Origin of the sequence: Roseofilum sp. Guam (assembly GCF_017746735.1) — a bacterium.
GTDB classification, from domain to species: Bacteria; Cyanobacteriota; Cyanobacteriia; order Cyanobacteriales; family Desertifilaceae; genus Roseofilum; species Roseofilum reptotaenium.
On record NZ_JAGHZN010000007.1, the window covers coordinates 34,674 to 57,662 of the forward strand.

Annotated in this window: 23 protein-coding genes, 1 tRNA gene and 1 riboswitch; of the genes, 6 read left to right on the forward strand and 18 right to left on the reverse strand. The window is 46.1% G+C overall.

Annotated features, from left to right (window positions below):
• Positions 1-6 precede the first annotated feature (6 nt).
• From J7529_RS03700 to J7529_RS03710, 3 genes are all read right to left on the reverse strand, one after another.
• A complete protein-coding gene (locus tag J7529_RS03700) occupies positions 7-546 on the reverse strand; it encodes a hypothetical protein (RefSeq protein ID WP_271943606.1) in 540 nt (179 codons plus the stop codon).
• A 93-nt stretch (positions 547-639) separates the two neighbouring features.
• Entirely contained in the window at positions 640-1,107 is a 468-nt protein-coding gene (gene smpB, locus J7529_RS03705; protein WP_318727882.1) for an SsrA-binding protein SmpB, read from the reverse strand.
• 183 nt (positions 1,108-1,290) lie between these two features.
• Positions 1,291-1,557 (reverse strand): YciI family protein, encoded by a 267-nt coding sequence (locus tag J7529_RS03710; RefSeq protein ID WP_271943611.1) that lies wholly within the window; start codon positions 1,555-1,557, stop codon positions 1,291-1,293.
• Between the two features lie 48 nt (positions 1,558-1,605).
• On the opposite strand from J7529_RS03710, the gene J7529_RS03715 reads away from it, so the two are divergent.
• Both J7529_RS03715 and J7529_RS03720 read left to right on the forward strand, forming a co-directional pair.
• Complete coding sequence (locus J7529_RS03715; RefSeq protein WP_318727883.1) at positions 1,606-2,163, forward strand: 2'-5' RNA ligase family protein; 558 nt, start codon at positions 1,606-1,608, stop codon at positions 2,161-2,163.
• 65 nt (positions 2,164-2,228) lie between these two features.
• Positions 2,229-2,298, forward strand: a riboswitch (Glutamine riboswitch).
• Between the two features lie 51 nt (positions 2,299-2,349).
• Positions 2,350-2,808, forward strand: coding sequence for a DUF4278 domain-containing protein (locus J7529_RS03720; RefSeq protein ID WP_278003177.1), 459 nt, complete (start codon positions 2,350-2,352; stop codon positions 2,806-2,808).
• Positions 2,809-3,209: 401 nt separating this feature from the next.
• On the opposite strand, the gene J7529_RS03725 is transcribed toward J7529_RS03720, so the two are convergent.
• From J7529_RS03725 to J7529_RS03750, 6 genes are all read right to left on the reverse strand, one after another.
• Positions 3,210-4,061, reverse strand: a complete 852-nt coding sequence (locus tag J7529_RS03725; RefSeq protein WP_318727884.1) for a hypothetical protein — start codon at positions 4,059-4,061, stop codon at positions 3,210-3,212.
• Positions 4,062-4,111: 50 nt separating this feature from the next.
• Positions 4,112-5,026, reverse strand: coding sequence for a serine hydrolase (locus J7529_RS03730; RefSeq protein WP_318727885.1), 915 nt, complete (start codon positions 5,024-5,026; stop codon positions 4,112-4,114).
• Between the two features lie 98 nt (positions 5,027-5,124).
• Positions 5,125-5,754, reverse strand: a complete 630-nt coding sequence (locus J7529_RS03735) for a Uma2 family endonuclease (RefSeq protein ID WP_318727886.1) — start codon at positions 5,752-5,754, stop codon at positions 5,125-5,127.
• Between the two features lie 65 nt (positions 5,755-5,819).
• Positions 5,820-7,064: an O-antigen ligase family protein gene (locus J7529_RS03740; RefSeq protein ID WP_318727887.1), complete on the reverse strand. Its 1,245-nt coding sequence runs from the start codon at positions 7,062-7,064 to the stop codon at positions 5,820-5,822.
• The gene (locus J7529_RS03745) at positions 7,061-7,903 is read right to left on the reverse strand and encodes a hypothetical protein (RefSeq protein ID WP_318727888.1); all 843 of its coding nucleotides are present in this window, start codon (positions 7,901-7,903) and stop codon (positions 7,061-7,063) included. The genes J7529_RS03740 and J7529_RS03745 overlap by 4 nt, the downstream gene beginning before the upstream one ends.
• 53 nt (positions 7,904-7,956) lie before the next feature.
• Positions 7,957-8,139 (reverse strand): hypothetical protein, encoded by a 183-nt coding sequence (locus J7529_RS03750; protein ID WP_318727889.1) that lies wholly within the window; start codon positions 8,137-8,139, stop codon positions 7,957-7,959.
• A gap of 133 nt (positions 8,140-8,272) precedes the next feature.
• On the opposite strand from J7529_RS03750, the gene J7529_RS03755 reads away from it, so the two are divergent.
• Positions 8,273-9,262, forward strand: a complete 990-nt coding sequence (locus J7529_RS03755) for a serine/threonine-protein kinase (protein ID WP_318727920.1) — start codon at positions 8,273-8,275, stop codon at positions 9,260-9,262.
• 167 nt (positions 9,263-9,429) lie between these two features.
• On the opposite strand, the gene J7529_RS03760 is transcribed toward J7529_RS03755, so the two are convergent.
• Positions 9,430-9,765, reverse strand: a complete 336-nt coding sequence (locus J7529_RS03760) for a XisI protein (RefSeq protein WP_318727890.1) — start codon at positions 9,763-9,765, stop codon at positions 9,430-9,432.
• On the reverse strand, positions 9,753-10,220 hold the full coding sequence (locus J7529_RS03765; protein WP_318727891.1) for a XisH family protein: 468 nt from the start codon (positions 10,218-10,220) through the stop codon (positions 9,753-9,755). The genes J7529_RS03760 and J7529_RS03765 overlap by 13 nt, the downstream gene beginning before the upstream one ends.
• A gap of 324 nt (positions 10,221-10,544) precedes the next feature.
• On the opposite strand from J7529_RS03765, the gene J7529_RS03770 reads away from it, so the two are divergent.
• Positions 10,545-11,819, forward strand: coding sequence for a serine/threonine-protein kinase (locus tag J7529_RS03770; protein WP_318727921.1), 1,275 nt, complete (start codon positions 10,545-10,547; stop codon positions 11,817-11,819).
• Positions 11,820-11,985: 166 nt separating this feature from the next.
• Here J7529_RS03770 and J7529_RS03775 read toward each other — a convergent pair whose 3' ends face one another.
• On the reverse strand, positions 11,986-12,312 hold the full coding sequence (locus J7529_RS03775) for a XisI protein (protein ID WP_318727892.1): 327 nt from the start codon (positions 12,310-12,312) through the stop codon (positions 11,986-11,988).
• On the reverse strand, positions 12,300-12,719 hold the full coding sequence (locus tag J7529_RS03780) for a XisH family protein (RefSeq protein ID WP_318727893.1): 420 nt from the start codon (positions 12,717-12,719) through the stop codon (positions 12,300-12,302). Before J7529_RS03780 ends, J7529_RS03775 begins: the two co-directional genes overlap by 13 nt.
• A 140-nt stretch (positions 12,720-12,859) precedes the next feature.
• Between J7529_RS03780 and recG the strand changes: the two genes are divergently transcribed.
• Positions 12,860-15,298: an ATP-dependent DNA helicase RecG gene (recG, locus tag J7529_RS03785; protein ID WP_318727894.1), complete on the forward strand. Its 2,439-nt coding sequence runs from the start codon at positions 12,860-12,862 to the stop codon at positions 15,296-15,298.
• 46 nt (positions 15,299-15,344) lie between these two features.
• Here recG and cruG read toward each other — a convergent pair whose 3' ends face one another.
• From cruG to ftsH2, 3 genes are all read right to left on the reverse strand, one after another.
• Positions 15,345-16,529 (reverse strand): 2'-O-glycosyltransferase CruG, encoded by a 1,185-nt coding sequence (gene cruG, locus J7529_RS03790; protein WP_318727895.1) that lies wholly within the window; start codon positions 16,527-16,529, stop codon positions 15,345-15,347.
• A gap of 16 nt (positions 16,530-16,545) precedes the next feature.
• On the reverse strand, positions 16,546-17,460 hold the full coding sequence (gene cruF, locus J7529_RS03795; protein ID WP_318727896.1) for a gamma-carotene 1'-hydroxylase CruF: 915 nt from the start codon (positions 17,458-17,460) through the stop codon (positions 16,546-16,548).
• 179 nt (positions 17,461-17,639) lie between these two features.
• Entirely contained in the window at positions 17,640-19,526 is a 1,887-nt protein-coding gene (gene ftsH2 / locus J7529_RS03800) for an ATP-dependent zinc metalloprotease FtsH2 (RefSeq protein WP_271944080.1), read from the reverse strand.
• Positions 19,527-19,747: 221 nt separating this feature from the next.
• Here ftsH2 and J7529_RS03805 point away from each other — a divergent pair.
• A tRNA-Arg gene (locus tag J7529_RS03805) sits at positions 19,748-19,821 on the forward strand.
• 341 nt (positions 19,822-20,162) lie between these two features.
• Here the strand turns inward: J7529_RS03805 and J7529_RS03810 are convergent.
• Positions 20,163-21,071: a hypothetical protein gene (locus tag J7529_RS03810; RefSeq protein WP_271944081.1), complete on the reverse strand. Its 909-nt coding sequence runs from the start codon at positions 21,069-21,071 to the stop codon at positions 20,163-20,165.
• A gap of 107 nt (positions 21,072-21,178) precedes the next feature.
• Positions 21,179-22,840, reverse strand: a complete 1,662-nt coding sequence (locus J7529_RS03815) for a D-Ala-D-Ala carboxypeptidase family metallohydrolase (RefSeq protein WP_318727897.1) — start codon at positions 22,838-22,840, stop codon at positions 21,179-21,181.
• Between the last annotated feature and the right edge of the window lie 149 nt (positions 22,841-22,989).

The window sequence follows — 22,989 nt, forward strand, 5'->3', positions numbered from 1 at the left end:
GAATTCTTACCACTTCATCATCGGTAATGGGTTAAGGGGATTGTGCTTAAATTCTTCTTTAGTTAAGCGCAACAAGTTTTGATGAAAGCCAAGATTAGGAAAGGTTTTCAAGACTTCTTTAATATAAATTCTCGGTAAGCCAAACGATCGCCACCCCTGAGACACATCCACCCAATCTCCTTTTCTAAACACTTCCACTAACGGATACTCGCAGTTACGAACACGGGTAAATTTGTGGTGTAAATCGATCATTAGCGAAATTTCCGTTGACCATGACTCTTTACCTTGATTTTTGAGGTAAGTTTGAGCTAATTCAATCGATGGCGGTAAATAGTCCACCGTATCATCCGGCCAAATCCCTAGATCGTGAAAACAGCCAGCAATAATTAACTTTTCTCGATCGTCCTCCTGGCAATTATGAAAAATAAAGCAGAAATTCAATACTCGATAGACATGGTTTCTATATGGCTCGTATTGACTGCCGATCGCGGATTTCCACTCACCAAGAATGGATTCTAATAGGGGGATATGGGTTTCTATACACATATAGCAATTCTCTTTTCTATGGAGTACAGTTTTAACCCTTAGACCCTAAGCAATACAAGCCTATTGCCTAGCAGGAAGCACGATAAGAATGTACTAAAAGTTTTTCATTGCTCGTTGAATTTGCCGTTGATCGTCACGGCGTTTTATGTCTTCCCGTTTATCATGGAGTTTTTTCCCTCGACCTAAACCAACAGCGACTTTCACCCATCCTTCTTTTAAGTAAAGCTTGAGGGGAATTAAGGTTAAGCCTTTCTGTTCCACTTTACCGATGAGTTTACGAATTTCTTCTTTATGTAATAACAATCTGCGGGTTCGTAAGGGGTCATGGTTAAAGTAATTCCCTGTGGTTTTGTGGGGAGAGATATGCACATTGAGTAAGGCGGCTTCTTGATTGCGAATTAACACATAGCCATCCCGAAGATTAACCCGTCCTTCGCGAATTGATTTGACTTCGGTTCCCCGCAGTTCAATTCCGGCTTCATAGGTTTCTAATATTTCATATAAGTATCGTGCTTGCCGGTTATCACTTAAGATTTTATGTCCACTGCCTGTTTTAGCCATAGTTTTTCCTCAACATACATTATTTTCCAATCGCTCCATCCCCGTAAATCCCTCTTGGGAAGGGAGGCTTTTTTTACGGATTTATCCCTCTCAATTCCTTTGAGACAGCCGGACTTTCTCTAATTGGTTCTCTTTTTAAGGGGGATAGGCTAGAGCGAGATTAAATGTACTATACTTTACTCGTTACTCAACGACAATACACCATTCATAGAGATCGTAGGTGACACAATGGTTAAGAATCAAGGGATCTTGCTCAACGATCGCCTCTGCTTCTTCCCAAGATTCGGCTTCAAATACTAACATGCCACCGCCTCGTCTGCGCCAATATCCACTCCGGGCTTTATGTCCTTTATTCACGAGGTCTTGAACAAAGGCTTTGTGGGCGGGAACATATCGATCAAATGTCGCTTTATCAACGATTCCAGATTCGATTTTGGCAAACCAAGGCATGATCGAAGAAGAGTTATGATTTTTGGGTGATTCTTTTTTATTTTAGCGATGAATAGCAAAATAGAGCGTTTTTTTGTGGCTCTTGTGGTTCCCTCTGGGCTTCAGGAGGAAGTGGAGCAGATTAAGCAGGAGTTTAGCGATCGCTACCAGAGTCGCAAAGCCTTTAATTCTCCTGCCCATATTACCCTACAACCGCCGTTTGAGTGGGAACCCGGCAACATCCAACAGGTGGAAGAGTCCTTAGAAGACTTTGTGAGTAATGTTTTCTCCATCCCCATTCAACTCGACGGGTTCGCGGCCTTTCCCCCTAAGGTCATCTATATTAATGTGGTCAAAACCCCTGAACTGATGGCCCTGCAATCTGCCTTGATCCGCCATCTTCAAAGTACCCTCCCCTCCATCAAACGGTCCTGCCATCCCTCCTTTACCCCCCATGTCACCGTTGCCTTTCGGGACTTAACCCCCAAGAACTTCCGCCAAGCCTGGCCCAATTTTGAGCATCGTTCGTTTCAAGGTAAGTTTATCGCTTCTAGTCTGACCCTCCTACGCCATAACGGTCAACGTTGGCAGTTGTTTGCTGAGTTTCCCTTAACCGAAGAAATGTAAAGTTTTGTTGCGAATGCTGGACATTTTGCAAAACCGTATATTAGACTACAGAAAGTTAAAGATAAATCGTTCATCTTACTTTACTTCGTTTGTCGAGTAAGACGGAAGTAAGGAGAAATCCTGAAGGAACGCGCCTCTGTTAACGATGAAACAAAGCGAGTTTGATTATCTTAGGAGGCGAAAGCTATGGAACTTTGTTATCGCGGACTTACCTATAATTACAATCCTCCCACTATCGAAATGGGAGAAGAAAAGGTTGGTGGAACCTATCGCGGTTTAGAATGGCGGTTCCGCAACATCAAGAAAGCACCAGTGATGCAAACCAACCTGGATCTCAAATATCGTGGATTGAGCTATCATGTCGGCAGTGAAGTCAAAGCACCGCAAGCTATTCCAGAGGTAGCACCAGTTACCCCAGTGGTTGCTGCGGCAGCATCGATGGCTGGATCGGTAGCAGAAACAGCCAGAGCTTTAATGATTTCTCGCGATCGCAGCATCAAAACCCGTCAACAAGCCATGCTCGGCCGTTTAGCCACAGAAGTCGGTTTAACTGCTGATTCTGGAAAATATTGGAGCCGCATTCAAGGGAAAATCCAACCTACTTTCCGGGTGAACTATGAGCATCATGTAGGTTCCTACAGCTAGAAACGCTGTTTTGGATTAGCTCTTAGTTGGTATATTTTGAGTATCATCTCCCTCCAAGGCTCTTGGGGGGAGCTTTTTAGGATTGCTCTCTCTATAGAAGTCGACTCTTTAGCCTCCTTCTCACCCCTTAAGCAAAAATATTTCTCTTTCTTGAACACACCCGCAATCGTAGTCCTGTCAGTTTCTTCATTAATCTTGTTAGCTGGGCTAATTACCCATTGTCATCAATCTAAGAGCCTTCCCTTGGCTTCAAGACCTTTCTTGTCAACGATCGCTTAACCAAAACTGACATTATCTATTTAATTATTAGACGTCTTGCATAAATGGGCATACTATGAATAGTAATCAAATAATTATCTATTCTTCTGCCTATTGCCTGACTTCTACAAGAAGCCTATTGATTAACGGAAGAACAAACCAGGGAAGTTGTAACCTACTCCTAAGGTTAATCCCCAATCTACAGCTCGCACATCCCAAAAGCCAGTATTTAAGGTGGCATTAAACGTAAAGTTATTGCTAAAGGGCACATCAATGCCAGTGGTAACTAAGGGCCCATGAGTACCATTTTTGAGGTCTAAACCAAACCCACCGCCGATGAAGAGGGTGACGGGTGGAGCGTAGGGTTCGCGACTGAAGGGAATGTCATAGGTAAAGGGAATCGTGATGCTCGTACCATCCCCAATAATTACTGAGGGACGGAAGGAAAAATTTTCGGTAAAGGCAACCCGCGTTAACAAGGTACCACCAGAACTACCGAGAGAAGATTCACCATGAAAGCCAATGGTTCCCCCTAAACCAATATAGCTAAAGCCATTATAGTATTGGGCACGTTCGTACCGCCGACGCTCAACCGAGTAGCTATTCTGACCATCTGGAGCTTGGGCGAATTGTCCAGAAACGTTAGTTTCTCCGAGTCCTTGGGCATTGGTACTCCCTTGTCCTGGGACTTCATAGTTAGAGGTAGCTTTCACGTGTTGAGGGGAGGTAAAGCTAGGGGTGGGAAGGGTTTGAGTGCGTACTGTGTCGAGGGTAGCTTCAAAGGCTTCTGGACTAATAGCAGTGGGGGTTACGGGAATCTCTGGGGCTATATAGGGCGCTTCTAGGGGCGCATAATCTTGAGATTTAGTCGGATTTTCCCCTAGAGTTTGGGCTGATGTGGGTTGGGGGGAGATAATGCTCCACATCGCTGACGCGATCGCCAAAATACCCGCCAGATTAAGTAATAAATATAGATTAATACGCCTTAAAACCATGATAGTTAATGTCACTCCTCGATGAAACGGATACTCGCTCCAGGGATATCTTAAGCTAGATTGCCCATGGCGGCTACCACTTGCTGGGAAATAAAGGGCAGGAGGTGAAGATTTTGGCTTTGTTCAGTAAAAATGACCAGTAAGTAGGGCCGGAGATTATCCCCCATTTCAATATAGGCGCTTTCATGGCGCAGCGTTCCCATTAAACCCGATTTTGACCATAGAGCAGCCGTTGGCGGTAGACCTTGACCCAAGAAACCGAGGATAGAGTCTAGATTAGGGTCAATTTTCTGGCGCATCAAGGCCATCATTTCCTGAGAGGATTTGGAGGAAACGGCTACGCCACCGATAATACTATGTAGTAGGCGAGCGGTGGCATTGGTGGTTAAGCGATTTTGGTTTTCCATCTGGGGGCCTAAAAATAGGCGATCGCGGCCATAAGCTCCATACGTCCAATTCTTTTGGTTTACGTTAATAGACTCTAATTCTGGCCATCCCAAGGACTGAAAATAGCGGTTAACAATATTACGTTGGGACTTCCAGGTTTCAAAGGGGCCGCCGGAAAACGCGGGTCCGCTCGTCGTTCCAGTCAACACATCAAGGACTAAACTGGTAGCATCAGGATTGCGATCGCGGATCATATCTTGGATGGCTCGTTCTAATTCTGCACTAGGAAGAGCCATACCCGTTTCCAACCACTCATAGATAGCGACTAAATAAAACAGGGTGACCAAATGCGCAGGGGCGATCGCCTGTTTTCCTCGATATTCAAATCCCCTCACCGGGTGTTTCCAGAACTCTTCAGCCGATAGCGCTCCTCCTGTATTTACCCAAATAGGAGGGTCATAAACCACCCAAGTGAGCGCCACTTGATCTTGGCTCAGTTGGGGAAAAGCAGTCCAAGTATTATCCAAGATCTGATATCCCAGATGAGCTAAGTCTTTATCTTTGTGGAAAAAAGTCATGTTAATCAATTAAAAATAGGTCTAAGTTGGGCCCAGCTTGCTTTAGTGACCCTAATACAGGAGCATCAGTAAATCGCCGTATGATTGATGACATTTTCCTATAAAGCTAGGTTAAAAATCTCCTGTGCCGATAAATTGAACTGGGGAAAAGTAGGAGAAACAATGGGAGTATCTTCAGTAAAGGGAGCCATCTGATATTCCCCATCAACCAGGCTACAAACAAAAAAGGTTGGCTGCTTGGGGTTGCCGATCAGCTTTCTCGGCCCCAAGGCTGCATAATCAATAATCCAATATTCCTCGATACCCATTTCCTCATAATCTCGCAGTTTATTGTAGTAATCATCGCGCCAATTCGTAGAAACGACTTCAACAATTAATTTGACTGAATCAGGATGTTGAATAATAGATTCGCTTTCCCACCGAGCTTCCGCACCCATAATGTCTTTGTTCAAAACAATGATGTCCGGTTCATAACCTGATTTGTCCCCTGTGGGCTTGACAATAGATTCTCTAGGAATTGTCCAAATCCCTCCTTTGCCCATCTGCCGAATCGCGATCAAGAGTTGCTCGATCAGGGAACCTGTTAAATCAGAATGTTTCCCCTTGGGCTTGGGCATTTCGATAATCACTCCATCCTGCAATTCGTATCGGACTTCTGAGTTTTCAGAATACCAACTTATAAATTGATCAAAACTGTATACTTTGGGTTCGGCTTCAGCTTGAGTCATCGATCAGTTTTCTCAACGTTCAACGGGTACAACTCGGTTTTCCCTATTGCCTATTGCCCTATTCCCTAGTGTCTGCACCCAGTACTATATACTAATCCTAAAATTGACCCCAAGAGCCACCAGCCCAGAAAATTAATGCGAGAGTCGAAGAGGGTAATATCTAAAAGATGAAAGAGGCTAATTCCAGCAAAAGCAAGAAGATAACTGAATAAAATTGCCCCTTCAGTTTGACGGGGTAACCGGGAGAGGAGATGGGTGGCTTTGGCTAAGATCCAAGTGACTAAACAGAAGAACCAAATGGTTAGAGGAATACCCATTTCAGCCAGGAACATTAAGGGTAAATTGTGGGGATGACCGATCCAATAGTTCATTTGGGTTTCATAGAGTGGGGAAAAACTCCGCAGTCCCCAACCGAGAAAAGGGCGTTGATGGACTAAGTCGATCGCAAATTGCCATTGGGTCGATCGCAGTTGCGCTAGGGGGCGATCAGGAAACATCTCATCGGTGAGCCTAGCCCAAATATAGGCAGGGACTACCATCCGCACCCATTGGCGGGATGGATCGACCCCAAAAGCCGACCACAGGATAAGTCCACAGACAGCCATCACTGCGGCGACTAAGATGCGCCATCCCCAATAGAGAGCATAGGCTAAAACGGCTAAGGCGGCGATCGCCCAGGCATTGCGCGAATGGGTCAGAAATAAGGTGATGCCATCTAAAACGGTGGTTACTCCTAAGCCGATCCAAAACCAGCGTTTTTTGGATCGTTTCTCTAGCAATAATCCTAAAGCGAGTATCCAAACGATCGCGAGATAGGCGGCTAAATCATTGGCATAGCCAAATATGGAAGAAATGCGACCGGGGGGGATACCACCTGCAGTTAGGGGCCAGTCAATGACAATACCCAGCCATCGGATGGGCCCTGACCATCCCCGAAACCGTTGCCCTAAGCCAATGATAGCGACTGGTAGAGAAGAAAATACTACCCAGGTGGCCATTCGACGCAGATGACCTGATGTGCCGATCAGCTCTCCGAGGCCAACCAACAACAGAATAAAGGGCAGAAAATGGGCTAAACCGAGGGCTGCTTCTCCTGGAAACTCTGCCAGTAAGCACGTCAAGATTAAGCCTAAAGCAAAAATGATCAAGGCTTGGGTGAGGGGGCGACGTAAGGCGACCTCTCCCCGATCGCGTCCCATGTCAAAGAAGAAGACTAGCCCCAAGAGTAATCCCAATAAGGGGCTAAACACAAAGGTGGCTAACCAACCTTGCAGGCAAAACCAGGGTCTTTGGTCAGATGCAGAGGTCATGCCATTTCCCAAGCGGTGGAACGGGTAAGCCGAATTTGGGCGAGGGCAAAGATCATGGGAATGATACGGGTATAGTTGGTGGAGATCGCCCGCCAGCCCAGATCGGCAAAAAACCAGGCCCACAGGGTCGGCCCTAGGACGGCAAACAGGGTTCTGGCTGCCCCATAGCGAGCGGCATTAGTCGCCATACCAAGACTTGCTTTTTGCAGAATAATTTGGGATTGAATCTTGGTAGCGGCGATCGCTCCCCCGCGCACCAAAGCTTGTTTTGCAGTTTGATAGGCAGCAAAATGGAGAGCAAATTGTTGGGCTAGTTTTTGCACCAACAGGGGCCGAATCACAGAATTGACGGCTAAGGCACATCCCCCTTTCAGAAATACAGCGATCGGGTCTTTCTGAGTCGATAAAGGCAGGGGTTCGGCAAAATCCGCTTTTGCAAGTGCTTTACGGATACGCTGCTTTAAACCTCGTTTTTGCTCGGCTGGTAGCTTTTTCCAGGAGCGACGAATCAGGTGTAAAAAGATTTCGGCTTCGAGTTCTGTGGTGGAGAGTTCCTGAGAATAGGGCAGTTTAAGATAGCGACAGACTTGAATGAGCACTTGGCGATAGGTAATGGTCTGGGTTTGTCCCCGTAAAACCGTGAAGCCATCAGCAGCTAAGAATTGGAAGCGCTCTTCTATGGTATCAATCCACTGTTGGCGGTTTTGGCTTTGAACGGCGATCGGATCGGGGGTATAAACATAATCTAGGGGGTTTAGCTTACGCTGAAATAGCAGATGGGTTAACTGCTGTAACTCTTCTTCTGTGGCTAGTTCTAGGACTGCTCTTAGTTCATCCACATTCTTTACCTCAACTGAATTGGGGGGCGGTCAACTCCGATTATTTATAGAATCTACAGTAAAGATGATTTGAAAACGGTTAATACTATTGAAAATTTTAGAGTTGGGTTGAAGTCCACTTTCCATTTTACCGTGCGATCGCCATCCCTAGCTGGCCAGACCTTCAGCGTTGTCATTTTCTGGCGATCGGCCCATTCCTCCCCAGCACCCAGAGGCAACAGTATAATCAACTGCAATCCATTTTTCGACCTAGGAAATTTAGCCAGGAGTTCAACAGGATACAATGAGTCATAATTTCTGTCATGTTAGAGGGTAGTAATTATGACTTGAAACACAGGGGATCAAATCGGAGAAAATGGCAAATACACTATTGAGAAACTATTAGAGTCTGGGCGTTTTTCCTCCACTTTTCTGGCTTATTATACCGATGGTGAGAACAAAGAACGTTTGGTGATTAAGGCGTTGAAGATGTTTGATGGCAAAAACACGAGCAAAACACCAGCAGAAATCAAAGAGTTAAATAATAAATTACACAAGGAAGCGACCCGATTAGGCCAGTGCGATCATCCCCATGTGGTTAAATTGATTGATCAAGAATTTATAGAAACAGATAGTCATGAGAATGAATTAGTTTGTCTACCGATGGAATATATTTCAAAGGTCAGTTTAGAGGACTTAGACAAGCGAGTTTTACCGGAAAAAGAAGCCCTGCGCTATATTCGGCAAATTGGACAGGCCTTAATCGCTGTCCATAAAAAAGGGTTAGTGCATTTAGATGTTAAACCGAATAATATTTTAATCCGGCAAAAAACGGATGAGGCTGTTTTAATTGGATTTGACTTTTCCAGAGCGCCATCTCGTGGATTTAGTAAGGAAACTCAAAAATTTGTCTCTGATGGATTTGCGGCGCTGGAGTGGTATCGGACAGATCAAGAGTTAGGAAAATTGGGGGCGTGGAGTGATGTTTATAGTTTAGCGGCAGTATTGTATCGGTTATTAACTGGTGTAGTTCCCCCTAGTGCAGATGACCGACATCGTGGTAACGAAACACTAAAATCGGTGACAGAGTTGAATCCAGAGATTTCAAACAGGGTTAAAAATGCCATTGAGAAAGGAATGGCGATTAAGCGAAAGGATCGACCGAAAACAGTGAAAGAGTGGTTGAATAAATTAGGGGGATATCGACTCAGTTTAGATTGTTTTGATAGCCCGAAGTGGGGAGCAGTGGGAGCAATAGCAGGGGTAGTAGCAGCATTAGGTACGGTAGCTGGGCTATATATTGCGTGGATGAGCTTGAAAAATTCGACTCCATCTCCTCAAGTCGAACCCACACCCAATCAATTAAAAATTAAAAATTAAAAATGGATTTTGTAGGGGCGGGTTTAACCAAAAATCAGGAGAAAAACGATCGCTTTCCTAAACCCGCCCCCTTCGACTCCGCTCAGGGGGCACTGTTCCTATGAGAGCAGATGTAGGGTGAGGTAATAACGCACCATCCTACGAATTAATTCACACCATCCTACGAATTAATTCACAGCAAATCCGGTGTAGGGACGCATCAAAGGTTCGCGAAAAGCTAAAACAATATCAGATTTAGGCACTCCTTTTTCCACTAACTGATTGGCGATACCAATTTCTGTACCATCATGGTGTATCCAAATTTTGTCTTTCCTAATCGACAAGTGCAACATACATCCATACTGCGGTCTGCGGTTTTCCCAACCGGTATTGACGACTTGATAATGGTCGCGTTGGCGATCGAAAATGAGTTCGGTTTGCACTTCCCCCTCAGATTTAAAGGGTTTGGCGTGTTCGGTTAGGAGTTCTTGAATGTAGGAACGATAGCGCTCTATTTTTTCCATTCGGCAATCACCTCTTCAACGGAATCATAAATAATTAACGAAATTTCATAGTGATTCACAACCATTTGTACAAAGGGAAGTGAAAAGAATTGTTGGTGGATATCTAGGGGAACGGCTAGATAAAGAGTGCGTTCCGGTTGTTTTGCTTGTAGGGCAAGGCGATAGGTCATAAACTGTCCTACAGCTCCGTGGAATTCATACAGGTTAGAGGGGCCAAGAAAGCTCTTAATTTCAACAGCAATTTTTTCGTTATCTCGTTCTGCGGCTAGGATTTGTTCAGCTCCTAGGTCAATTTTTACGGTAGCACCACCCGTCCTGATTTCTAGGGGGTCGTCGGTAATCAGCCAACCTTCTTTTTCTAAGGCATTTTTCACCACATCATGAAATAGGTCTTTGGCCATAGTGGATTGAGTGAGGTTGTCGATTGTAGTCAGGGTAGTAGTGGACTGTTTCATCTAAAATAGGGCTTTGTTTGTAGTAAGCACGAAGAGTGCTTAAAAGCCTAGCTGGAGAGGGTTTTAACCCTCACTACGAACGAAATCTAATGCACATTTTTAGATGAAACAATCCACTACGCCTTGATTATAGCTTCCCTACAGCGCCCCCTGAGCGGAGTCGAAGGGGGCGCTTAGAGGGCAGCGCGGCTCGTGGGAGAGGGATTTTCCTTCGGACATGAAAGGGAGAGGGCAAAATCGTGTGGAATAATAGGAAGTATTGCGTAGCAGACAATTATCATATACTGGACAAGGGGACAACGCATTGGTGGGGGTCGATATGAGATTGTCGATGAGTTGGGACAAGGTGGGTTTGGACTGACGTATAAGGCTAAACATTGTGAGTTGGGTTCGTTTTGCGTGATTAAAGCCATTGGCGCGTGGTTGCGGAAACAGCCGAACTATAACCGGTTTGTGGAGCGGTTTCGGGATGAGGGGAAGCGGTTGGCTCAGTTGGCACAGGAAAAGCCCCATCCCCATATTGTGCGCGTGTTTGACTTGTTTCGGGAACCCCATCAGAACTATCCGGGGTTTGAGATTGATTGCTTGGTGATGGATTTTATTGCTGGGGAGACGCTGGAGATGGAGGTGCATCAGCGCGGGAAACTGCCGGAAACGGAGGCAGTGCGCTATGTGCGGCAGATTGGAGACGCTTTGATTGAGGTTCACAGGCGGGGGTTGGTGCATTGGGATGTCACGCCGATGAATATTATGATTCGCCCGCAAAAGGAGGCGGTGTTAATTGATTTTGGCATTGCCGGAGATTGTCCCCCCAGTTCGTTTTCGCGGAAGTTTGGGAATGAAGCGTTTGCGCCCTATGAGCAGTTGATGTTAGGAAAACGGGAAAAACAGTGCGATATCTATACGTTGGGCGCTTCGTTATATTATGGGGTGACGCAACAAGTGCCGACGCTTTCTAATGCGCGAAAATTGGATAATGAGCCGTTAATCGAACCGATTCAATATGCCTCGATAAGTTCTCAGGTGAATCAGGTGATTTTGTGGGCGATGGAGCTAGAGCCGGGAGACTGTCCGCAGTCGATGGAGGAGTGGTTGGGGTCATTTTCTGGGGAAGAGGAGGATGATTTAAGGTCGGATAAGGGGGTTGATTATCGCCGGTTGCAGCAACTTTTGCAGCAGCAGCAGTGGAAGGAAGCGGATAGGGAAACAGAGAGGAGAATGCTGGAAGTTGCGGGAAAGGAAGAAAATAATATCCTGTGGGATGATGATATTGATAATTTTCCTTGTACTGACCTGCGAACAATTGACCGGTTGTGGGTGAAATATAGCAAAGGTCAATGGGGGTTTTCGGTACAGAAGGAAATTTACCAGAGTTTAGGCGGCACAAGGAAGTATAATGAGGAAATCTGGGAAAAATTTTGCGATCGCGTCGGCTGGCGCAAGGACGGAGAACGGATGAACTACAAAGACCTCTCTTTCTCTCTTAATATAAAAGGTCACCTTCCTTCGATTGCAATGTTCGGGTTGGTGGTTGGTTACGGTTACGTTGCGCGTGTATTCGGCGGGTTGTGTTCTCTTCTCTCGCATCGAGACTTGTAGATTGTAACCTGTAATCAATTAAAAATTAAAAATTAAAAATGATTCTGGGACATTCCACACGATAACCTAGAAACCGGGTTTCTTGTTTATCTTCTCGTTGGTGTCCCCAACCTTGGTAGAAACCCGATTTCTTACCCCATTCTGCTCTTGAAATTGCCAGAAATCTCTATTCGCTATTGAAAAACTGTCGCACGTAAGGCGCTCGAAACCCTAAAACGATATCAGTTTTGGGTACGCCTAACTCTAACAACTGATTCGCCAAGCCTTCCTCAGTGAAGTCACGCTGAATCCAAACTTTTCCGTCCTTGATATCAATATGAATGGGACATCCATGCATCCGTTCTTCATCTTGCCATCCAACATATAACAAAAGATAGCGATCGCGCTCTGTATCAAACACAATTTCTGTCGTGTCTAAATCTTCTACCGATTGTTCTGTTGCATGTTGATGGATCACTTTTTGCACTAACTCTCGATAATTTAGTCCTTCCATAACACGATCTCCTGTTTTTGCACTTGAAACACTAATAGTTTAATTTCGTATCTCTCTAGGACAGCTTTCACAAATTCATCACTAAAGAAATCTCGATAGATATCTGTAGGTACAGCCAAATAAAGAATCCGTTCTGAATTGATTTTTTCTAATGCCACTCGATAATTCAGGAACTGCCCAACAGCTTTATGGAATTCAGATACTGTAGATAAGCCAACAAAACTTTTAATTTCTATGGCAACTTTTTGCGTATCTTTCTCAGCCGTCAGTAATTTTTCTGCTGCCAAATCGATATTAATTTTAAATTGCTCAGTTAGCTTAATAAATAGAGGATCGTGGGTAATTGTCCACCCATCTTTTTCTAAGGCAATTCGTACCGTATCATGAAACATATCTTTTGCTGACATATTTTCACGGCGACATACTTTCACAACCATATGCACGATAACACATTGGTATCACCCATGTCTGCTACTCCTCCCCTAGAGCCAATGATCTATCATCAAAGAGAACAGCCCTACCCTCACCTCTCTGCCCTCTCAGCATCATGACTCAAGAACCCGACTGGCAAAGACTCCAAAAAGCCTTGACAGTAGAACAGGAGCGCGGATTTAATGACCTGCAAGGCAAACAATATCGGTTTAGTGAGTTCCTCCAGCTCAGTTTTGCCAACCCTCCCGCGTCCTTTTCGCCACGGGAAAAGCGCCAGTGGACTCAACTCTCCGATCAATTCCAGACTTATCCCCAATTTACGTTTGCCCAGCGCCAACAGCTTGTTGCTCAGGCGCGGAAGTTTCTCTCAGACTCTGAAAAGCGGTTTCAACAACCTCCAGTTACGCCTTCTCCTAAGCCTGCTCCAGCACTGCATCAGCAAGTTCCAGAGACGACGGAGCATTATCGCGCTTTAACCGATCTGCCTGAATTTTCCGTGTATCATACGCGACAGTTAGCCAAACTGAACTTACATACCGTCCGAGATCTCCTATTTTATTATCCTCGCAACCATACCGATTATGCCTCACAAGTCTTTATTGCCGATCTCGAACCGGGGGAAACGGTGACAGTGGTGGGGGAAGTGAAGCGCATTAACTGTTTTTCTTCGCCTCGGAATAAGAAACTCACCATCTTAGAAATTATCCTCAAAGATGCCACGGGACAATTAAAAGTATCGCGCTTTTTTGCTGGAGCCTATTTCAGTCATCGAGGATGGCAAGAAAGCCAGAAGCGCAATTATCCGGCTGGTTCCATTGTGGCGGCTTCAGGTTTAGTGAAAAAGAATAAATATGGACTGACATTAGATAAACCGGAGTTGGAGGTTTTAGAGTCTTCGGGAGAATTGGATTCTCTAATTATTGGGCAAATTGTACCCATTTATCCTTTAACAGAAGGGGTGGCAGCAGATACCGTTCGTAAAGCAATTTGGCGAGTTTTGCCCACGGCGAACCAGTTAATCGATCCAATTCCCGAACCGATTTTAGCGCCCTATAATTTAGTGGGACTTTCTCAGGGGATTAATCAAATTCACTTTCCTGGAGATCAAGATAACCTGGAGCAAGCCAGACGGCGGTTGATTTTTGATGAATTTTTCTACTTGCAAGTTGGCTTTCTTCAGCGCCGACATAATCAGAAGAAAAATCAAAAAGCGATTCCCTTAATGCCGACGGGACAACTCATCGATCAGTTTTATCAAGGGTTGCCCTTTGCCTTGACTGGGGCACAGGAACGGGTGGTAAATGAAATCTTAAGCGATTTGCGATCGCCGACTGCCATGAATCGTTTAGTTCAAGGAGATGTCGGCTCCGGAAAAACCGTCGTTGCGGTAATCGCAATTCTAGCTGCCATTCAGTCCGGATATCAAGCCGCACTCATGGCTCCCACAGAAGTGTTAGCCGAGCAACATTACCGCAAATTAGTCACCTGGTTTAACCGCCTCCATTTACCTGTGGAATTGCTCACCGGTTCCACAAAAGTAAAGAAACGCCGGGAAATTCACGCCCACTTAGAAACGGGAGAATTGCCCTTATTGGTGGGAACTCACGCGCTGATTCAAGAAAGCGTAAACTTCCATCGTTTAGGCTTAGTCGTCATTGATGAACAACATCGCTTTGGTGTAGAACAACGGGCACTCTTGCAACAAAAAGGAGAATCTCCCCATGTTTTGTGTTTAACAGCTACACCCATTCCCAGAACCTTAACATTAACCATGCATGGGGATTTAGATGTGAGTCAAATTGACGAACTTCCCCCCGGAAGACAAGCCATAGAAACCCTGGCTTTAACCCATAAAGAACGGAAAAAAGTCTATGAACTCATGCGTCGAGAAATTGCCCAAGGTCGGCAAGCCTATGTCGTTTTTCCCTTAATTGAGGAATCCGATAAACTGAATGCTAAAGCTGCCATAGCCGAACACAAAAATCTATCAGAAACTATTTTCCCTGAATTTCAAGTGGGTTTACTCCATGGTCGCATGACTTCAGCGGAAAAAGATGAAGCACTCACGGCATTTCGAGACAATGAAATTCAAATAATTGTTTCCACCACTGTCATTGAAGTTGGCGTTGATGTCCCCAATGCCACCGTTATGCTGATCGAAAATGCTGAACGATTTGGCCTTTCTCAACTGCACCAACTGCGGGGACGGGTTGGACGAGGCTCTCATAAATCCTATTGTTTACTCCTCAGTAGTTCCAATAATCCTGATGCTCGCCAACGATTAAATGTTTTAGAACAGTCTCAAGATGGCTTTTTTATCGCTGAAATGGACTTACAATTTCGCGGCCCTGGGGAAGTTTTAGGTACTCGCCAATCGGGTTTACCTGATTTTGCTCTCGCCAGTTTAGTCCAAGATCAAGATATTCTGATTTTGGCACGGGAAGCAGCGGAAAATTTGATTGCTGAAGATCCAGAACTAGGCGATTATCTGTTAATTCGTGAAGAACTGCAACGGCGCTATGAACAGTTAATGGGGGGCACGATTATGACGTAATATCAATTATAGTGCTTGGCAGTGTTTCCCCAACCTCTACCCATTTTTAAGTAATCTTAGACTTAGCCTCGTAGGTTCGTCCACGCCATTGAATTGAGGTTTGAAAACTAGATTGAAAAATGCGGATAAAGGCTAAAGGATCGGCTAAAGGAGAGAACCAGAAGAGAAGAGAAAACCTCGCTTTTGATAAGTCGTAGGAGGAAAATATGGCGAACCCTAGGGCAAACCGAATGGCCAATAATGCCAGATTAAGGTTAATTAGACTCTGAGAAATTATTCCTTCTGGAAATGCGCCGATGATTCCCAAAATAATGACGGCTAGGGGTAAACCTTGCACGGCGAACAGAAACCAGAGGTCAATCCAGAGTTGCCAGGGAGAGCTTGCATCCTTTAAGTCTAGCGATCGCCCCCACTCTTGCCAAGTTTGCCACGCTCCTTCATACATTCGCACCTTCAGTACCGGAGCGCCATCCCAAAATGCAACCTTAAACCCTCGTTGGGCAGCAATGCGAGCTAAGGTAACATCATCACAAAAAGAGGACTTAGCAAGGGTATAGCCTTCTAGGGCTTCTAGTACCCGTCTGCGAGTTAAAAAACATTGACCATTCGCCATCACGCGATCGGCACTCTCAACAGTTCCTGTTGGCCCAAACCGATACACGAGGGTCATTAATAACGCGGGTTGTAGCCAACATTCCCCTGGGTACTTCAGAATAAACCGAGGGGAGAGAGATACTAAATCATACTCTTCTTCTTGGGCCATTTTAATCAAACCAGCAACCAATCCTGGATCGGGTACAGTATCAGCATCCAGGCCTAAAATCCATTCACTTTTCCGGGAACTGTGCAAAAATCCCGTATGTAGCGCCCAAGGTCGTCCAACCCAGTCCACAGGGAGAGGATCGTCAGAAAGCAAACGAAAACGGGGGTCTTGAGCTGCCGTTTGCACCACCAGATCCCCCGTGCCATCTGTGGAATGACTATCCACCACCAAAACTTCTCGCACTTCGTAGCTTTGGTGCGTTAAGCCTTCTAAACAAGGCGAGATGCGATCGCGCTCATTAAGAGTCGGAACCACCACACTCACCGTTCCCAGCATCTCCAGATCGGCAGATTGGGGTTGAATAGGAGGATGGCGAAAGGGGCCTTTGAGCAAGCGAAACAGGAGAATGGCGATCGCTGGAATTTGCATCACCATTAATCCCCACGTTAAGATCTGGCCCCCATCCATACCATTCTCCCCTCATTTACTTCACAACAACTTTGACTGGAGCGGGTTGACCCATTTGGGCAGCAGGAACACCCAAAGAGTCTGACTCCTTAGCCTGTCCTGGCGTTATCCACCACAACACCAACGCTGGAATTACTGCCATGAGGATACCTAAAACCACTGGAGTCGTAAATCCACTCACGCCACTCAACACTGCTGCATAAGTGAAGTTACTCAAATAAACGACTAAAGGAAATCCTAACTGAGTGCGACTCATTTGGGGGAGTTCTTGACCCCAAATCCAAGTTCCTACACTCATAAACAGCGATCCAGTCGCTAACCAACCCACAAAATTCTGATAAGGCATTCCAAAAAAGGGCCCTTCTTGTCCCCATTCCCAAAAATGGATAATCGTTTGGCTCATGGCTGGATCGAGGACAAAATCCCAAGCCGTGAGCAGGACAGCGCCCAAGATGATCGCCCCAACTTGTCTAATCATCGTTCGGTTTTGGGCTACCTGTAAGCCACCCAACGCAATCAAATAAGACACCAATCCCACATAAAACCAAGACAGGGGAATAGTAAACGGCACTAAACCGGCAATTTTATAGCCCAATCCACTCAAATACCCATAATCTCCAAAGGGAAAACCGGTACGGGTTCCCATCAGTTCACTACTCAGGGACAAACACACCGCCGGAACCATAAATCCCAACCAACGACGCACTCCCAAGGTTCGATACGCATAGAGGGCAACTGCCGTTGCACCTAATAAAATATTCACGACTCCTCCTCCGGACATACTCAAGCGAAACAGAGTTTGACCCATCGGAGGCAAGTTAACAATAATCTCTGGGTGAGGGAGAATGAAGAGCAAGCCCACCCAGCCAAAAGGCATGGTGGCCATATGACCCATTAAACAGAATCTTTGGGCAATCTCAAGCGGCTTCATAGCATTTGGCATCCAGTTTATATGAATCTATTAAGTAATGTAAACAGAAGTCCAATAAAATTCAACTCAGCTACGAGCCAGTCCTATCCTGTCCGATTCAAGAGTTGTGATTGCTTACTCAATTTCCATTAGAAGAATGGCCTTAAAAAAGCGCTGTTTTTACAGCGCTTTTTGAGGATTTAGATTTGAGGGATATAACTTTCCTTTTCAGGAACAGCCGTATATTCAGCCACGATCTGACGGAACTCTTCCCCATCAATGGTTTCTTTTTCGATCAGCAGGTCTACTAGGCGATCGATCACATGGCGATTATCCCGCATAATTTGCAAGGCTTGGTCATAGCAATGTTCGACAATAGTACGAACTTGGGCATCAATGCGAGAGGCAATTTCTTCTGAGTATTCAGAACGGGACATCAAATCCCGACCTAAGAATACTTCATTGGTTTGACCTTCTAGGGATAAGGGACCGAGATCTGACATCCCAAAACGGGTGACCATTTGCCGAGCCATTCCTGTCACTTGCTGCAAGTCGCCCCCTGCACCCGTGGTCACTTCTGCGTCACCAAAAATGATAGCTTCAGCAGCTCGACCCCCCAGTGCGCCACAGATACGAGCGGTGAGTTGAGCGCGAGAAATCAGGCTTTGTTCTTCGCTAGGGGTGAACCAGGTTAACCCTTGAGCTTGTCCCCTGGGAATAAGGGTGACTTTTTGTACGGGGTCGTGGTCTTTGAGCAAGGTGCCAACGATCGCATGGCCGACTTCATGATAGGCGATTAAGCGTTTGCTCTTACCATCGGTGAGGGGAGTGCCTTCCATTCCCGCGACAACCCGGTCTACTGCATCATCAATTTCCAGCATGGTGATCGCTTCTTTGCGCCGTCTGGCAGTGAGAATAGCCGCTTCATTGAGGAGGTTGGCTAAGTCTGCACCGGTAAAGCCAGGGGTGCGACGGGCGATCGCCTTTAAGGAAACTTCTGTTGCGAGTTTCTTGTTCCGAGCATGAACATCCAGAATTTCTAACCGTCCCTTCACATCTGGAGCATCGACAGTTACTTGACGGTCAAACCGACCGGGACGCAACAGGGCTTGATCGAGTACATCCGGACGGTTGGTAGCGGCAATAATAATAATGCCAGTATTACCTTCAAACCCATCCATTTCAGTCAATAATTGGTTCAGGGTTTGTTCGCGCTCATCATTTCCACCGCCAATACCGGCTCCCCGTTGACGACCGACGGCATCAATTTCATCGATGAAGATAATACAGGGGGCGTTATCTTTCGCTTTCTTAAACAGGTCGCGCACCCGTGAAGCACCGACTCCGACGAACATTTCCACAAATTCGGAACCAGAAATACTAAAGAAAGGAACACCTGCTTCTCCGGCGATCGCCTTCGCCAGCAAGGTTTTCCCGGTTCCAGGAGGACCGACTAACAACACACCTTTAGGAATACGTGCGCCTACGGCCGTAAACCGTTCCGGTTTTTTCAGAAATGTCACAACTTCTTGTAACTCTTCTTTCGCTTCTTCAATACCAGCTACATCATCAAACATTACGCCTGTTTTGGCTTCCATTTGAAATCTGGCTTTAGATTTCGCGAAGTTCATCGCCTGACCGGGGCCACCAGGGACATTACCCGAACGGCGAAAGAGGAAAAACAATCCCGCAATTAGCAATAGGGGGAAAATTAAATTACCCAATAATCCCCAAATCGCTCCTTCATTGCGAGGAGGATGGATCGCTAGATTGACATGGGCTTGACGAATTTGGGAAATCACTTCTGGGGAGTTACCGGGGAGGTCTACCCGCAAGCGTTGTTGGAAGTTATCGAGTTCTGGATCGACGGCTTCAACAATGGCAGTTCGACCGCCTTCGTAAAGGTCAACCTGAGTGACTCGACCTGCTTCCAAATATTCAATGAAGCGGCCGTAGGTCATGCGAGTAGTTGCTGCGTTCTGACCTCCGTCCACCACATTGGGGGCAAAGGCTCCTTGCCAGACGAAGAACCCAATGACCAGGGCAGGCAACGTCCACAGAAGTATGACTTTCCAAGATAATTTCATAATCAAGAAGCTCTCTTATATGAATACAAAACAGATATTGATGACTAAGGTGCTTATAGTTTGGGCGATCGCCTAGTCTCTCTTGGGAACAAAATTTTTCATTCTCCAGGAATCTTAATTAAATTTAACGTAATTTTCATAAATCCAGCAACTCATTCTGTGAGATACTACCCCTTTGGGGGAATTTGACCTATAATAAAGTGATGGGTTGCCCACCTTATGGGCCCTTAGTTCAGTCGGATAGAACAACTGATTTCTAATCAGTCGGTCGGGGGTTCGAGTCCCTCAGGGCCCGTTATAAAACCAACCTATGTGCTGAGTACAGATTCAGTCGGCAACGGGGAGCCGGAGTTAGATCAAATCCTTGCTACCACTGCCTAATCTAGAGACAAGGCGCTTATGTTGTTTCTACCCTGATGGCCATCTGTAGCAGAAATACATCGATTGGATATTACAGCAGAGAAAGGGAGAGTTAGGACATTTTCTATTGCGATTCGTGCCTATTGCCTATTGCCTCAAACCATAACCTCACTGTCTTAATCAACTCTTTCACTGCTTAGGAGGCAAGGGAGAGTACCAAGGATAGTGAGGACATTTTCTATTGCGATTCGTGCCTGCCCTCTCGCTCTATCACACTTACTTCGATCGCCGAGCTTGAGAGCGAGAGCGACTTGCTGAAGCCCTGCTTCCTGTACTTTTACTGCTGGTACGACTTCCAGAAGATTTACCCTTGGAGCGACCACTGCTCGAACGAGAGCTTCTTCCCGCAGCAGGAGGAGTGGGCGCATGGGTTTTAGTCTTGAATGTCACATTGCTTCCTTCATTCAGTTGCTCTAAAACCAGCAAAGGTGTAGGTTTTGCCTTTTGATCCCAATGTAAGTTAACCAACCGCCCCTGAATTGCAGGTTGCCAATTTGGGTCTGGATGGGGACTAAGATAGGTTTCGATACAATCAATAATATCCTGGATCGTTTTTGAGGTGGATTGAGTTGGCAGACGAGTCATATTAATTTGAATCCGGAATAAGACCCGCTTTTGAGTCGTCGCCCCATCGCCGGTTTCATAGGTGACATCAAACACCTCACTCACTTTACGGGGAGATGCAGCATTACTCTCACCAATTTTCCCTTCCTTAGCCTGGGTAGGGCGTAGGGCAATGGTAATTTGTTCTTTAACTTTAACTTTGATTTGATTGACAATGGCAAAATGGAATACTTCCTCATCCATCCGCATTCGCAGATAGTCAAGGTTAAATTCCCGTGAGTGAACCAAATCCGGGTTCGTCTCCATTTTGGTGATGGTACTCAGGGCGAGTTTGAGCTTTTTCTGGAGTTCCTTATTCTTAAAATCTTCAAACTTGACTTTTTTATTGACTTTTTCTATTTCAAGTTTGGAATAGATTCCACCTGCAACTAGGGCAATCAATAGGACAGCCGACAGACCCATAAAGATCATCGGCAACAGGCCCAGAGAGGGAGAATCGGCTTTAGCGTCGGGAGACGCTTGGGCTAGGGTAGGCGGAACAACAAGGATACGATGCTGCATGGTCAATACCGACTAGGAGCTTTGTTCTATTGTAGGCGTTCGTTCTTTTTCAGGTTATTTTCTCAGAGGGTCAATTCTGAAGAATCTCTAAAACCTAATTGACCATCTTAGCGAATCCATCGCGCTCGATAGCTGCGAGCATCAATATGGACGATATAGGGAAATCGTTGATATCGTCCTAAACCACCAGGCCACCAGGGATCGAGAAACCAATAGATTTGATTGCCAGTGAGTCCATCACAATAGAAGTCTATCCCATCTCCAACGATATGCCGACTATTTGAAACTCCGCCAACTCGCCGATTAATATCTGGGGGACGATACCAACTGGTGATATAGAAGGGGCGACCGATGCGATCGCGAGCTTGTTGTGCCAAAACCGCTATTCTGACCATAGCATTGACCGTCGATTGGTTGAGAGGGAGGCGAGTCCCCCCATGGGTAGCCTCAGCCCAGGTAAAATAGCCCCCGGGAATAATCGAGGCATGGAGTTGAATATTGTCCGGTGTCCAACGGTTGGGACGCGGTGGCAGAACAATGGGTCCGGGTTGGCGAGGAGCATCAGGACTGTTGCGGTGAGTGTTATTCATCCGCTTCAGGTCTTCAAAGAGAGTATAAATAGCAATTTCTCGCGAGTCCAGTCCTCGCCACAGTTGTACCATGCGAATCAGGGCGTTGCGCTGGTGTTCTTCTTCGGTGTAAGCAAAGGGAACTCGCTTAATAAAACCGAGCAACTCTCGATCCAGTTGGGCGGCAGTATTGGCGAGTTGATTGGGGTCTGTACTGCTACTTCGGAGCATTTTGATCTCTAATCCTAATTCTGCCAGCGCTGCTGTGCGGGAGGAGAGTTTGCGCCAAATGCGGAAGGCTTCGGTGAGGGCTTGGCGCTGATATCCGCGACCGGTGTAGTATTGGGGAACCCGTTGGGCAAAGGCAATCAGGGCAGGGTCGAGATAAAAGAGGGCCGGTTCTGGAGAAGTGTCTCGTTCCAGGGAGGATATCGCTTCTTCCCTAGAGTCGAGGTTACGCCACAGTTGGGTGAGACGGATCAGGGCCTCTCGTTGATGGGGATAGCCGAGATAATTTGGAGATAAGCGAGAGAGGAATTGGAGTAGGGGGGGATCGATGTAGGTTTCTTCCCAGTTGGGTGCTGTAGAGGGGGAGGTATTGGTCAGATCGGCGATCGCCTCTTCACGGGTATCAAAGTTACGCCAGATCCGAAACACCTCTAGCAGCCCATCCCGTTGATGAGGCAGCCCTTGATAATATTGGGGGATGCGCTCGACTAGAGATAACAGGGCAATATCCAGATAGGACAGATTCGAGGGTAGCTTTTCTAAACTATAGTCGGTTTGTAAATCTTGGACATAAATTCCATATAGCTTTTTCGCATCGCACGGTTCTAAACGGGCAGCTTTCAGCTCTTCCGGTGGCGGAGAATAGCCTTCTGCCACGCGCCCAATAAATTTTTCGCTATAGTAGCCCAAGGTCGTATCCCATAAGTCATCCCCTTGCCATCCTTGACTGATCAGCATATCCGTAATCACGCGTATTGTATTAGCAGCATAAATGACCTGACCTTCAAACTCATCAACGGATTCTAAAGCAATACGGTTGGCTGGGGAAATCCCCAGTCCTGTTTCTCCGTCCTTAAGTTGGGGTTTTTGCTGCACCTCATATAATCCTGCCAAAATCGATTTATGAATCCCTACCCGTTCCGATTCCACGGTATACAGGGAGTTACGTTGATCTGGTGATAATCGGGTCATGGAACATCTGGCCTAATGAGCAAAGGATTAACCATGGGTATTATAGTATTGCGCTTTGGGGTATTTTGGGCGATTTAGGCGATCTGAGTAGAAGAGATGTATCTTTAACACAACTTGGTCTTACGCTCAATCAACCCTTTCTGTCATTG